Raw genomic sequence first — 12,830 nt, forward strand, 5'->3', positions numbered from 1 at the left:
GACACATCACAGGGAGCGGAACCAGCCGGGCGGAAAATACCCGACGGTTCACAGCGTCCTCGCTGTTGTGTTTCTTCAAAGGAACCTCGACCAACCAACAACTCACGTCGGCTGGACGGGGTATCAACTAATCTGGCGTTGATTTTTGGCACGCTGTTGAGTTCTCAAGGAACGGACGCTTCCTTTGTACTCACCCTCAGAACTTCTGTGGGCTTTCCTCCGGGCGCTTCCCTTCGGTCTTGCGTTTCCGACTCTATCAGACCGTTTCCCGATCCGATTTCCTCGGTTTCACTTTCCGCTTTCCGGCCTTTTCGGCCTTCCGGCGGTTCCGACTCTATCAGACTCTTTCGGGCCTGATTCCCAGTCAGCGGGATTGCTTCAAAGGCGTTCGCTTTCGCGCTTCCTTTTCGGCGGTTCCGACTTTATCAGAAGCATTTCGGCCGATCGAAATCAGCCGGAAGGATCCGGATAGAGATTCGGAGGGATGCTCCCGGATGGCGGATACCGCGTCGGGAGCGAGTGCGACTCTAAATGTTCACGCCCGGACAAGTCCAGTCCGAGGCAACCGTTAGAATCTACCTCCCCACGAGGGCCGTGTCAACAGTCTTCCTGGGGCGAAGAGGACCTTAGCAGCTCACGGCGGTGCCACGCACATCCTCCGCTCGCGTGCCGCTTCAGGCCGCGGTGGGCACCTCGGCGCTCCGGTCCGCCTCCTCCACGTCCCCGGTGTCGCCCTCGCGGGCAGCACGTCCGCCCAGGACGTAGACGTAGGCCAGGAAAGCCACCTCGGCGGCGACGCCGATCGCGACGCGTGCCCAGGTCGGAAGGCCGGACGGGGTCACGAAGCCCTCGATCACCCCGGAGACGAACAGCACCAGGGCAAGGCCGATCGCCATTCCGAGTGCGGCCCGTCCCTGCCTCGCGAGCGCTGTCCGGCGGCTCAGCGGGCCCGGGTCGATGACCGTCCAGCCGAGGCGGAGCCCTGTGCCCGCGGCGACGAACACCGCCGTCAGTTCCAGCAGACCGTGCGGCAGCACCAGCCCGAGGAAGGTGTCGAGCCGGCCTGCCGAGGCCATCAGGCCGATGCCGATACCGAGGTTGAGCATGTTGAGGAAGAGGATCCAGATCACGGGCAGGCACAGGAAGGCGCCGAGAGTGAGGCACATCGCCGCGGCCTGCGCGTTGTTCGTCCAGACCTGGGCGGCGAATGAGGCGGCCGGGTGGCTGGAGTAGTACGTCTCGTAGTCGCCGCCCGGCTTGGTCAGCTGTCGCAGCTCGTCCGGGGCGGCGATGGCTGACTGGACCTCGGGGTGCGCGCCGATCCACCAGCCGATCACCGCGGCGAGCAGCGTGGAGAGGACGGCCGTCGGTATCCACCAGTGGCGGGAGCGGTAGACGGCGGCCGGGAAGCCCGCGGTCAGGAAGGTGACCACGTCCCGCCAGCCGACGCGCCTCGTCCCCGTGACGGCGGAGCGGGCGCGGGCCACGAGCTGGGTGAGGCGTCCGACGAGGATCGGGTCGGGGGTACTGGACTGGATCAAGGAGAGGTGGGTGGCCGTGCGCTGGTAGAGCGCGACCAGCTCGTCCGCTTCGGCACCGGTGAGGTTCCGTCCCCGGCTCAGCAGAAAGTCGAGGCGGTCCCACTCTGCACGGTGGGCGGTGACAAAGACGTCGAGGTCCATGGTGGGCTGCTGCTCCCGGCACTTGGTGCGTACGGTCCGTCCTACTGCGGCGCGCTGCCGGTCAGCTTGGCAGACTGTCCCACAACCGGGGGCGGGAAGGCCGAGGAGCGCGAGGGGTGGCTGCGGTGAGCGGGCTGGTGACGGGGGACGCGGTCGTCCTGGGGCTGCATCCGGCGCGGTTGCCGAGCCGGGCACTCGCGATCGTGATCGATCTGGTCGTCGTATGGGCCGCCTATCTGATGGTGATGATGGGCATCGCCATGCTGTCGCTCGCTCTCGACGAGGCCGCGGCCACGGCCCTGTCCATCGCCGCGTTCCTTCTGGTTCTCGTCGGCACGCCGATCGCCGTGGAGACGCTGAGTCACGGACGTTCCCTCGGCAAGCTGGCCTGCGGGCTGCGTGTGGTGCGGGACGACGGCGGGCCCATCCGCTTCCGGCACGCCCTGGTACGCGGGGCGATGGCGGTGGTGGAGATCCTGCTGACCTTCGGCGTGATCGCGTGCATCGCCTCCCTGGCCTCCGCGCGCGGGAGGCGGATCGGGGACGTGTTCGCGGGGACGCTGGTGGTGCGCGAACGGGTGCCCGGGCGCCGGGACAACTCCTTCGTGCCACCTCCGCCGCCCTGGCTGGCCGGACGGTTCGGAGAGCTCGATCTCTCCGGTGTGCCGGACGAGTTGTGGCTCGCGATCCGGCAGTACCTGACCCGGATGAGGCAGCTGGATCCGCAGGTGAGCTGGTCCATGGCCCAGCGGCTTGCCGGGGACCTGGCAGCGCGTACGGGCTCGTCGGTGCCGCAGGGTGTCCCGCCGGCGGCGTATCTGGCGGCCGTGGTGCAGGAGCGGCAGGTGCGGGACGGGCGGCGGGCTCACGCGGCCGCCGCCCGGCGGGCCGAGGGTGTGCGGGCAGCGGCGGAGCGGTCGGCCGAGGCCCGGGCCCCGGAGACCTCACAGGGCCCGCCTGCACCAGTGGCCCCCGAAGCCTCAGCGGGAACGCGGCCGGAACCCTCACCGGCAGTGGACCGGGCCGCGCCGACGAGCACGGGCGGCACCGCGGGCGTTCGGGACAGGGGATCCGGGCCGGACCGGGCGACCGGCTTCGCGCCGCCGGCGTAGCGGGACGGGGCCTCTCGGCGGCGTCCCGCCAGGTCGGGGAAGCAGGTCGGGGAGCAGGTCAGGGGAAAACGGACGGCGGAGTGTCGAGGTCCTCCAGCTCGATTCCCGGCGCCGCGAGCACCACGTCCCCCGCGATGTGGAGAGTGTGGCGTGCCCCTGTGCCGAGGTCGTCGACGCGGTACTCGTCCACGGTCAGAGGACCGTTGTCAGTGGCGTGCGCTTCACTGTTCACCAGGGCCCAGGAGTGGTCGACGGTACGGGGTGCGAGGACGGGGTCCGTGAAGGCGACCAGGCGTACGCGGGTCGCCGGGGAATCGGGGTCGAGGCGCAGCAGCCGGGCGACGGCGACGAGGAACGCGGGGGAGGTGCCGGTGAAGGCGTGGGCGCGCACGTTGCCTTCGCTGGCGTGAGCGCCGCTGGGGTCCGTACGCACCCAGGTGACGCCGTCGAGTGCGGCGCCGCGGACCTGCCAGTCCGCCGCGTGGAGTTCGAGCCGGATGGGGCGGCCGAGATCGTCGAGGGCCAGATCGACGGTGCCGGTCTGCTCGCCGGAGGGGGTGAGTGTCCGGGAGACGTAGCGCCAGCCGGAAGGGCCGGGGGCGCACTGGAAGTGTTCTTCACCGAGGGGGGTGTGATCGTGCGGATCATGGAGCGAATAGCGACCGCGGGGCATGAGGCAGAGGTCCTTGGGCGATGAGGCGCGGCGCCGCGGGCGGCCGCGGGCGGTACGGAGCAGGCCCCCGGCACGGGGGTGCGGGGGCCTGCCTGGTACGTCACGTCCGCTGCCGGTTGCGGCCTGCGGGCGGAGGCCGCCGGCCGCAACCGGTGAGCGCGGGGCTCAGTAGCGGTAGTGGTCCGGCTTGTACGGGCCGTCGACCTCGACGCCGATGTACGCCGCCTGCTCGGGGCGCAGGGTGGTCAGCTTGACGCCCAGCGAGTCCAGGTGGAGGCGGGCGACCTTCTCGTCGAGGTGCTTGGGGAGCACGTAGACGTCGGTCGGGTACTCCTGCGGCTTGGTGAACAGCTCGATCTGGGCCAGGGTCTGGTCCGCGAAGGAGTTGGACATCACGAAGGAGGGGTGGCCGGTCGCGTTGCCGAGGTTCAGCAGACGGCCCTCGGACAGGACGATCAGGACCTTGCCGTCGGGGAACGTCCAGGTGTGGACCTGGGGCTTGACCTCGTCCTTGACGATGCCCGGGAGCTGCGCCAGGCCGGCCATGTCGATCTCGTTGTCGAAGTGGCCGATGTTGCCCACGATGGCCTGGTGCTTCATCTTGGCCATGTCGGCGGCCATGATGATGTCCTTGTTGCCCGTGGTGGTGATGAAGATGTCGGCCGTCTCGACGACGTCGTCCAGCGTGGTGACCTGGTACCCGTCCATCGCCGCCTGGAGGGCGCAGATGGGGTCGATCTCGGTGATGATCACGCGGGCGCCCTGGCCGCGCAGGGACTCGGCGCAGCCCTTGCCCACGTCGCCGTAGCCGCAGACCACGGCGGTCTTGCCGCCGATGAGCACGTCGGTGGCGCGGTTGATGCCGTCGATGAGCGAGTGGCGGCAGCCGTACTTGTTGTCGAACTTGGACTTCGTCACGGCGTCGTTCACGTTGATCGCCGGGAAGAGGAGGGTGCCGTCGCGGTGCATCTCGTAGAGACGGTGCACACCTGTGGTGGTCTCCTCGGTGACACCGCGGATCTCGGAGGAGAGCTGGGTCCACTTCTGCGGGTTCTCGCCGAGGGTGCGGTTGAGGAGGGTCAGGATGTGCGCGAACTCCTCGCTGTCGGCGGTCGACGGGTCCGGAGCGGAGCCCGCCTTCTCGAACTCGACGCCCTTGTGGACGAGGAGGGTGGCGTCACCGCCGTCGTCGAGGATCATGTTGGGGCCGCCGGTGGGCGTGTTCGGCCAGGTCAGCGCCTGCTCCGTGCACCACCAGTACTCCTCCAGCGTCTCGCCCTTCCAGGCGAAGACGGGCACGCCCTGCGGGTTCTCGGGGGTGCCGTCGGGGCCGACCGCGACGGCCGCGGCCGCGTGGTCCTGGGTGGAGAAGATGTTGCAGGAGGCCCAGCGGACCTGGGCGCCGAGAGCGACCAGGGTCTCGATGAGCACGGCGGTCTGCACGGTCATGTGCAGCGAGCCGGTGATGCGGGCACCGGCCAGGGGCTGGGCCTCCGCGTACTCCTTGCGGATCGACATCAGGCCGGGCATCTCGTGCTCGGCGAGGGTGATCTCCTTGCGGCCGAAGGCGGCGAGAGAAAGGTCGGCGACCTTGAAGTCCTGGCCGTTGGCGACAGTCGACATGCGAACTGCTCCTCGTGGTTCGGGTCGAGGTGTGTGGGCTGGCTCTGGCTCTGCTGCGGCCTGGGCATACGAATGCCCGGGCACCGGCAGGACAGTCCGTCGGAGGCCCTCTCTCCCTCGGCCGGCCCTCCGGGGACCGCCCGACCGCCATCAGCAGCGACGTCTGATACCTGTGACGAATCTACACCGATCAGCGCAGCGGACCCCAGCCCGCCGGGGTCGGGTTCCAGCCGGATTCGAGTGTCCCGGCGGGCTCGCCGGTGACCGGGAGGGGCGGGAGCGGGACCGGACGGGATCGCGGGCCCGCCCCGGGAGCGGGACCGGACGGGACGGGATCGCGGGCCCGCCCCGGGAGCGGCGGGCGTCCCCCGGGGGCGGTGGGCGTCCCTCCGGAGTCAGTCGGCGTCCCCGGCCGGGGGTTCGGCCGGGGACGGGGAGGTGGCCGACGGCTCGGGCGAGGACGCGGCGGACTCGCGGTAGATGTCGGGCTCCAGGTAGATGACCCGGGCGATCGGCACGGCCTCGCGGATACGGGCTTCGGCGGCGTCGATCGCCTCGGCGACCTCATGGGCCGACTCGTGCCGCTCCACCGCGATCTTGGCGGCGACCAGCAGCTCCTCGGGGCCGAGGTGCAGCGTGCGCATGTGGATGATGCGCGTCACGGTGTGGCCGTCGACGGTCGCCGCCTTGATCTTCTCGATGTCCTCCAGCCCGGCCGCCTCGCCCAGCAGCAGGGACTTGGTCTCCGCGGCGAGCACGATCGCGATGACGATCAGCAGGATGCCGATGCAGAGGGTCCCGATGCCGTCCCAGACGCCGTTGCCGGTGAGCAGCGCGAGTCCGACGCCGCCGAGGGCGAGGAAGAGGCCGACGAGCGCGCCCAGGTCCTCCAGCAGGACGACCGGGAGCTCGGGGGCCTTGGCGCGGCGGACGAACTGGGTCCAGCTCAGCTTGCCGCGGACCGCGTTGGACTCCTTGATGGCGGTCCGGAAGGAGATCGTCTCGGCGATGATCGCGAAGACCAGGACGCCGACCGGCCAGTACCAGGCCTCGATCGGGTGCGGGTCGTGGATCTTCTCATAGCCCTCGTAGATGGCGAACATGCCGCCGACGGAGAAGAGGACGATGGAGACGAGGAAGGCGTAGATGTAGCGCTCGCGGCCGTAGCCGAAGGGGTGCTGGGGAGTGGCCTCGCGCTGGGCCTTCCTTCCGCCGAGCAGCAGCAGGCCCTGGTTGCCCGAGTCGGCGAGGGAGTGCACGCTCTCGGCGAGCATCGACGAGGAGCCACTGAACAGGAACGCGACGAACTTCGCCGCCGCGATCGAGAGGTTGGCCACGAGTGCGGCCACGATCGCCCTGGTGCCGCCTGACGCGCTCATAGGTTCCGGATGTCCCTTCGTACCGACGACGGTCGCCTGCTGCCGGGGACCTCCCGGCCGTTGCGGTGGGCCATTGTCGCAGCCCCCGGGGAGCCCTCGGGTTCAGGCCACCACGGTCGCGCGGAACAGGGTGCCGGCGCCGTCCCCGGCACCCGCGACCCGGACCCGTTCCCCGGCCGGAACGAACGCCGACTCGCCCGCCGCGAGAGTGAGTTCACCCGTGCCGTCAGTGCTGTCCGGACCGCCGGCGCCCCCCTCGGGACCCGGGTCCTGGGTGCCGAGCGCGCTCACCGCGCCGGCCGTGCAGAGGAGGATCTGCGGGCCGGAGGTGGTCAGGTCGACGGCCTCCGCGCCGGGGGCGAGGACCAGCCGGGAGAGCCGGAACTCCTCGGCAGGCGTGTCGTAGACCTCCTCGCCGCCGGGCGTGGCCTCGGGGCGCAGCACCCCGGGGTCGCTCGCCTCGAAGCGCACGATGCGCAGCAGTTCGGGGACGTCGATGTGCTTGGGGGTGAGACCGCAGCGGAGGACGTTGTCGGAGTTGGCCATGATCTCGACGGCGAGCCCGTCGAGGTAGGCGTGCGGCACGCCCGCGCCGAGGAACAGGGCCTCGCCGGGCTGGAGGCGGACGTGGTTGAGGAGCATGGCCGCGATCACGCCCGGGTCGCCCGGGTAGTGGCGGGCCAGGGAGGCGTACGGGGCGTAGGGGCCGCCGAGGCGTTCCGCGGCGGCTGCGGCCTCGTGCACGGTCGCGGCCATCTCCTCGCGGTCCGCGCCGAGCACGGCGGTGAGGACCTCGCGCAGGGCGGACTCCTCGGGCTGGGCGTGCAGGAGGTCGACATACGGCTTGAGCGAGTCGACGTCGAGACCGGCGAGGAGGTCGGCGCTCTCGGCGGGCGGGCGGAAGCCGCAGAGCCCGTCGAACGGGGTGAGGGCGCAGACCAGTTCGGGCTTGTGGTTGGTGTCCTTGTAGTTGCGGTGGGGCGCGTCGACGGGGATGCCGGCCGCCTCCTCGGCGGCATGGCCCTCGGCCGCCTGGGTGCGGTCGGGGTGCACCTGGAGGGAGAGCGGTGCTCCGGCGGCGAGGACCTTCAGCAGGAACGGCAGCCGGGGGCCGAAGGCGGTGACTGCGGCGGGCCCGAGTTCGCGTTCGGGCGCCTCGCCGATCACCTCGTCGAGGGGGCCGCGCGGGGTGCCGGACGGCGCGCCGGGGTGGGCGCCCATCCACAACTCGGCCTGCGGTTCGCCGGTGGGGGCGGTGCCGAGCAGTGCCGGGATGGCGGTGGTGGATCCCCAGGCGTAGGGGCGCACGGTGTTGACGAGGCGGTCCATGGTGGTCCCTGGCTCTTCCTTGGTCCTGTTCGGCGGTGCGGCGTAGAGGCGGTCCGGCGTAGGGGCGGTTGGCGTACGGGCGGAGTCGGGCGGGGTGGTGGCGGCGTACCGGCGGAGATGGTGCCCGCCCGGTGCGGCTCCCCCGGAGACGGCGGGTTACACGCGTACGGACGGCGCGTTACGCGGGTCCGCTGTTCCCCGTGGCTCCCGCGCCGGTACCGCCGGAGTCCCCCGCGTCCGCGAGCGACAGGTACACGGCGGCGAAGTCGGTGACGGCGAGGAGTTCGGCGATGGACTCGAGTTCGGTGCCGGGTTCGGGTTCCAGCTCGCTCAAGGGCGTGTCGTGGCCGAGGGCCAGCTCCCGGGCGGCCGGGGCGGCGCTCAGCCCCCCGACGGGCCGGTCCCGCAGCAGGACCACCCGGGCTCGCAGGGCCTGCTGCTCCTCGACCCGGTCCCGGAAGAAGTCGTCGAGGTCGGCGCCCGCGGCGAACCCGCCGGCCAGGAGGACACCGTGGGCGGGCAGCGCCTCCGGCAGTTCGGCGGCGAGCGCCGGCCGTCCGGCGAGCTCGGCGAGGACGGAGGCGAAGCGCCGCCCGGCCGGGCCCGCGCCCGCGCCCTCGGTCCAGATCAGCGGCAGGCTGTCGGCCAGCTCGGCGGCGAGGGTCTTGGCCGGGTTGCTGTAGGTGGCGATGGCGGGGCCGCACCGCTCGGCCGTGCGGTCGAGGCGGTCGGCCACCTTGTCGAGGACCTCGGGGGACGCCTCCAGCAGACCGACGCGGTCGAGCAGGACGAGGAGCGGTGTGAACAGCGCCCACAGGGCCCCCGGGCTAGCCGCCTGGCCCTCCTCGTAGACCAGCTCGTGCGGTGCCGTCGCCATGGGCACGACCAAGCCGTGGGCGCCCTCGACGGCTTCGGCGAGCGGGGAGCGCTCCGGGGTGACGGCGACGACGGTGCAGCCGCGGCGGTATGCCTGCTCGGTGAGGAGCGCGAGGGCGGGTTCGCTGCCGTCGGTGGTGACGACGAGCAGCAGGTCCACGGGTCCCGCCCAGCCGGGCAGGGACCAGCGCAGGGCCCCGGCGGCGTGCGCGACGCCGGTGGGCCGCAGCGGGATCACCGGGGCGGACGCGCCGGCCAGGGCGCCGATCAGATCGGCGACGCCGACGGCGGCCGTGCCGGGCCCGGCCACCAGGACGGTGCGCGGACGCCCCTCCGGGGTGAGCGCCGCGATACCCGCCTCGGCGGCGTGCCGTGCGGCGGTGCGGACGCGTGCCCCGGCCTCGGCGGCGCCGCGCAGCAGACCGCGGTGATCGATGCGGGCGAGAGCGTCCGGCGCGTCGAGGAGTGACTCGTCGAGCATGGGATGGGGCCTCCGATCGCCGTACGCGGGCGGGGGGTCTGCGGTTGTGGCCGGTCCGGACGGGCGGACCGGGCGGAACGGCGGCCGCCTCGGGCCGAGTGCCCGGGTGCCGTCGGGTACCGGCCGGGCGAGCCGTTCCCGGACCGTCGCCGGGCCGGGCGGCCGTGGTGGCCGGTGCCGGCCGGGCGGCCGGTGACCGTGACCGGTCAGGCGCGATCGGTGGCCGGGCCCGGCGGGTCGGGCCGGGGCCGGTCAGGCGGGGCGGCGGGCCTCGTCGACCAGCAGGACCGGGATGCCGTCCCGGACCGGGTACGCCAGGCCGCAGTCCGCGCCGGTGCATACCAGCTCGGGGTTCTCGTCCGCCGTGCGGTCGTCGAGCGGAGCATGGCACGCCGGGCAGGCGAGGATCTCCAGGAGGCCGGCTTCGAGCGGCATGGCGGTGGTGTCCCTTCGGGGGCGGGTCGCAGGTCGAACGGGCCGGGGCTCCGGTGCGGGACCCGCGGTCACGGTCGTACTGATCAGGTCTCGTCAGCCTACCGCCGGGCGGAGGGCCGAGGCTCGTTCTGGCGTGGCCGTTCCGCCGGGCCGCCCCGGGCCCGGCGGAACGGCCGGGGACGGCTCGGCCGCCGACACGGGTCGGCAGACGCCCCTCGGGCGCCGCCGGCCGGTGAGGCTCACACCGGCGCCGCCGACCGGTAAGGCTCACGCCGGCGCCGCTCAGGCGCCGCCGCGCACCAGCGCCAGCACCTCGTCGCGGATCTTCGCCATGGTGGCCGCGTCCCGGGCCTCGACGTTGAGGCGCAGCAGCGGCTCGGTGTTGGAGGCGCGCAGGTTGAACCACCAGTCCCCGGCGGCGACCGTCAGGCCGTCCAGGTCGTCGGTCGTCACGTCGTCACGGCCCGCGAAGGCCGCCCGCACGGCGGCCGCGCGGGCGGTCTGGTCGTCGACCTCGGAGTTGATCTCACCGGAGGCCGCATAGCGGTCGTACTCGGCGACCAGGTCGGACAGCGGGCGCTCCTGCTCCCCGAGGGCCGCGAGCACGTGCAGGGCGGCGAGCATGCCGGTGTCGGCGTTCCAGAAGTCGCGGAAGTAGTAGTGCGCGGAGTGCTCGCCGCCGAAGATCGCGCCGGTGCGGGCCATCTCCTCCTTGATGAAGGAGTGGCCGACCCGGGTGCGGACCGGCTCGCCGCCCTGTTCGCGGACCACCTCGGGGACCGACCAGGAGGTGATCAGGTTGTGGATCACCGTGCCGCCCGGGTGTTTCGCCAGCTCCCGGCGGGCCACCAGGGCGGTGATCGCGGACGGCGAGACGCCCTCGCCTCGCTCGTCCACCACGAAGCAGCGGTCGGCGTCGCCGTCGAAGGCGAGGCCGAGGTCGGCGCCCTCGGCACGCACCCGGGCCTGGAGGTCGACCAGGTTCGCGGGGTCGAGGGGGTTCGCCTCGTGGTTGGGGAAGGTGCCGTCGAGCTCGAAGTACAGGGGCACCAGGGTCACCGGCAGGCGGCCGAAGACCGACGGGACGGTATGGCCGCCCATGCCGTTGCCCGCGTCGACGACCACCTTGAGCGGACGCATGCCCGCGAGGTCGACCAGGGAGAGGAGGTGGGAGGCGTAGTCCTCCAGGGTGTCCCGCTCCGTCACCGTGCCCTCGGCGGAACCGGTGGAACCGCTGGAACCGGCGGAAGCGGTGGGCGCGGGCTCCGGCGCGGTCCCCGCGGCCGACCAGCTCTCGACGAGGGCGCGGATGTCGGCGAGGCCGGTGTCCTGGCCGACCGGGGCGGCGCCTGCCCGGCAGAGCTTGATGCCGTTGTACTGGGCCGGGTTGTGCGAGGCGGTGAACATCGCGCCGGGCAGGCCGAGATGGCCGGACGCGTAGTAGAGCTGGTCGGTGGAGCAGAGTCCGATCAGGGTGACGTCCGCGCCCTGCCGGGCCGCCCCGCGCGCGAAGGCGCCGGACAGGCCGGGGGACGAGGGCCGCATGTCGTGGCCGACGACGATCGCGTCCGCGCCGGTCACCCGCACGAAGGCGGCACCGAACAGCTCGGAGAGGCCCTCGTCCCACTGGTCCGGCACCACTCCGCGGACGTCGTACGCCTTCACGATCTTGGACAGATCGGCAGCAGCCACGTTCCCCATCCCCCATCTCCCTGAAGTCTCGGCGATCGCAACAAACTACCCGCAGGGCGGCGCACCGGTCCGCCCGGATCGCACCTTTGCGCACCGCGGTGTCCGCAAGGTTTCACGTGCGGTGCTTCCGGGTGCCAACGCGACTGTTTGCGGCGCGGGTTGAGGAATCCGGTGTGTCGGGTCAGCAGCGGCAAGTCGCCGGACCGAGGACCGAGCCGAGGAACGTACCGATGAACGGACCGAGGAGCAGGCCGAGGACCGGGTTCAGTTGTCCGGGGAACGCAGGACCCGCAGATGCCCCCGGCGCGCGACCTCCATCGGGTCCGCCGTGCGTCGTCCGCCACCCTGTCCGCCCGCCTCGGCCGTACGCCCCTGGGGCCGGGCAGCCTCACGGACGGCGTTCGCCAGGGCTTCGAGATCGTCGCCGCTGGGACGCGCGGGGGCGGAGCCGTCGGTGAGACGCACGACCTCCCACCCGCGGGGCGCCGTGAGCCGCTCGCTGTGCTCCGCGCACAGGTCGTAGCAGTGGGGCTCGGCGTAGGTGGCGAGCGGGCCGAGGACCGCAGTCGAGTCGGCATAGACGTACGTCAGTGTCGCGACGGCAGGGCGGCCGCACGCGGTGCGAGAACATCGACGTACAGGGCTCACGACGTTGGACGGTACCGCACTCTTGAGCGGGCTGCGACGACTCTCCATCAGGTCACTCCCCCGTGTCGTGGTGTGGCATCCGGCAGTACGGCCGTCATGGCAACTGCCCTGACCTGCACGGAAAGAGAACCACACGGAGGACGACCGGACCACGTGCGGTCACGACTTGGGGTGAATCACGCCAATCGGCACGAGATCATCGATCGTACGGAGCGCACATTCGAGCCCAACCTCGGCCGAAACGTTCAACTGGCGACAACTCGTGTGCCGGACGCCGCCCGGCGATCGCTCCCGGCGCGGGAGAGTTACCCTGCGTGAGTGAAGGACAGCCCCGTACCCCCACCGCCACCGACCGATCCGAGGCCACGACACCGCGACCGCCACGGCCGGGGGATGCGCGGGCCCGTCGCCCCGCCGCAGGTCCCGCTCGCCGCGAGCCGGGCCGAGACCTTCCGCGATCTGGTGCAGGACTCGGTGGACCGCCTTGAGCGGCGCTGGCCCCAGCTCGCGGACGTCGACTTCCTGGTCCTGGAGGTGCCCGGCACCCAGGACGACGCGGTTCCGCTCGGCGGCGCGGTCCCGGCGGCCAAGGACCGTCCGGCGCGGATCATGGTCTACCGCAGGCCCGTCGAGATCCGGACGAAGAGCCGCGACGAGCGGGCACTGCTGGTGCACGAGGTCGTCGTGGAGCAGGTCGCCGAGCTGCTGGGCCTCTCCCCGGAGTCGGTCGACCCCCGCTACGGACAGGACTGACCGGACCGCTGCCGGGGCGGGCCGCCCCGGAGAACACAGGGCCGGGCCGCCCCGCACAACACAGGGCCGGGCCGCCCCGCACAACACCGGCCCGGACCGAGAGTCGGACAACACCGGGCCGACCGGGAGCAGAGGACGCCGCCCCGG

11 protein-coding genes are annotated in these 12,830 nt (G+C 72.2%); 2 read left to right on the forward strand and 9 right to left on the reverse strand.

What is annotated here, in order from left to right; all coding sequences use genetic code 11:
- Positions 1 to 674: 674 nt before the first annotated feature.
- Complete coding sequence (locus tag C593_RS0107965) at positions 675 to 1,682, reverse strand: stage II sporulation protein M (RefSeq protein ID WP_018846767.1); 1,008 nt, start codon at positions 1,680 to 1,682, stop codon at positions 675 to 677.
- A gap of 125 nt (positions 1,683 to 1,807) precedes the next feature.
- Between C593_RS0107965 and C593_RS0107970 the strand changes: the two genes are divergently transcribed.
- Positions 1,808 to 2,794 (forward strand): RDD family protein, encoded by a 987-nt coding sequence (locus tag C593_RS0107970; RefSeq protein WP_020610259.1) that lies wholly within the window; start codon positions 1,808 to 1,810, stop codon positions 2,792 to 2,794.
- Between the two features lie 58 nt (positions 2,795 to 2,852).
- Here the strand turns inward: C593_RS0107970 and C593_RS0107975 are convergent, their stop codons facing one another.
- The 8 genes from C593_RS0107975 to C593_RS0108010 form a co-directional block, all read right to left on the reverse strand.
- On the reverse strand, positions 2,853 to 3,467 hold the full coding sequence (locus C593_RS0107975) for a hypothetical protein (protein WP_018846769.1): 615 nt from the start codon (positions 3,465 to 3,467) through the stop codon (positions 2,853 to 2,855).
- 165 nt (positions 3,468 to 3,632) lie between these two features.
- Positions 3,633 to 5,090, reverse strand: coding sequence for an adenosylhomocysteinase (gene ahcY, locus C593_RS0107980; RefSeq protein WP_018846770.1), 1,458 nt, complete (start codon positions 5,088 to 5,090; stop codon positions 3,633 to 3,635).
- 395 nt (positions 5,091 to 5,485) lie between these two features.
- On the reverse strand, positions 5,486 to 6,469 hold the full coding sequence (locus C593_RS0107985) for a cation diffusion facilitator family transporter (protein WP_018846771.1): 984 nt from the start codon (positions 6,467 to 6,469) through the stop codon (positions 5,486 to 5,488).
- Between the two features lie 102 nt (positions 6,470 to 6,571).
- Positions 6,572 to 7,798, reverse strand: coding sequence for a mannose-6-phosphate isomerase, class I (gene manA / locus C593_RS0107990; RefSeq protein ID WP_018846772.1), 1,227 nt, complete (start codon positions 7,796 to 7,798; stop codon positions 6,572 to 6,574).
- Between the two features lie 178 nt (positions 7,799 to 7,976).
- Positions 7,977 to 9,155: an SIS domain-containing protein gene (locus tag C593_RS0107995; RefSeq protein ID WP_018846773.1), complete on the reverse strand. Its 1,179-nt coding sequence runs from the start codon at positions 9,153 to 9,155 to the stop codon at positions 7,977 to 7,979.
- Between the two features lie 252 nt (positions 9,156 to 9,407).
- On the reverse strand, positions 9,408 to 9,590 hold the full coding sequence (locus C593_RS0108000; protein WP_018846774.1) for a Trm112 family protein: 183 nt from the start codon (positions 9,588 to 9,590) through the stop codon (positions 9,408 to 9,410).
- A gap of 282 nt (positions 9,591 to 9,872) precedes the next feature.
- On the reverse strand, positions 9,873 to 11,291 hold the full coding sequence (locus C593_RS0108005; RefSeq protein ID WP_018846775.1) for a phosphomannomutase/phosphoglucomutase: 1,419 nt from the start codon (positions 11,289 to 11,291) through the stop codon (positions 9,873 to 9,875).
- A 255-nt stretch (positions 11,292 to 11,546) separates the two neighbouring features.
- On the reverse strand, positions 11,547 to 11,978 hold the full coding sequence (locus tag C593_RS0108010) for a DUF3499 domain-containing protein (protein WP_078521282.1): 432 nt from the start codon (positions 11,976 to 11,978) through the stop codon (positions 11,547 to 11,549).
- 345 nt (positions 11,979 to 12,323) lie between these two features.
- Here C593_RS0108010 and C593_RS0108015 point away from each other — a divergent pair, with 345 nt between their 5' ends.
- Positions 12,324 to 12,683: a metallopeptidase family protein gene (locus tag C593_RS0108015; RefSeq protein ID WP_018846777.1), complete on the forward strand. Its 360-nt coding sequence runs from the start codon at positions 12,324 to 12,326 to the stop codon at positions 12,681 to 12,683.
- The last annotated feature ends 147 nt before the right edge of the window (positions 12,684 to 12,830 follow it).

This window comes from Streptomyces sp. CNT372 (assembly GCF_000377145.1).

Bases quoted from the DNA above. Each gene is read 5' to 3' on its own strand.
- ahcY (WP_018846770.1), bottom strand. From the start codon at position 5,090: ATGTCGACTGTCGCCAACGGCCAGGACTTCAAGGTCGCCGACCTTTCT.
- C593_RS0108005 (WP_018846775.1), bottom strand. From the start codon at position 11,291: ATGGGGAACGTGGCTGCTGCCGATCTGTCCAAGATCGTGAAGGCGTAC.
- C593_RS0107985 (WP_018846771.1), bottom strand. From the start codon at position 6,469: ATGAGCGCGTCAGGCGGCACCAGGGCGATCGTGGCCGCACTCGTGGCC.
- C593_RS0108015 (WP_018846777.1), top strand. From the start codon at position 12,324: ATGCGCGGGCCCGTCGCCCCGCCGCAGGTCCCGCTCGCCGCGAGCCGG.
- C593_RS0107965 (WP_018846767.1), bottom strand. From the start codon at position 1,682: ATGGACCTCGACGTCTTTGTCACCGCCCACCGTGCAGAGTGGGACCGC.
- C593_RS0108000 (WP_018846774.1), bottom strand. From the start codon at position 9,590: ATGCCGCTCGAAGCCGGCCTCCTGGAGATCCTCGCCTGCCCGGCGTGC.
- C593_RS0108010 (WP_078521282.1), bottom strand. From the start codon at position 11,978: ATGGAGAGTCGTCGCAGCCCGCTCAAGAGTGCGGTACCGTCCAACGTC.
- manA (WP_018846772.1), bottom strand. From the start codon at position 7,798: ATGGACCGCCTCGTCAACACCGTGCGCCCCTACGCCTGGGGATCCACC.
- C593_RS0107995 (WP_018846773.1), bottom strand. From the start codon at position 9,155: ATGCTCGACGAGTCACTCCTCGACGCGCCGGACGCTCTCGCCCGCATC.
- C593_RS0107975 (WP_018846769.1), bottom strand. From the start codon at position 3,467: ATGCCCCGCGGTCGCTATTCGCTCCATGATCCGCACGATCACACCCCC.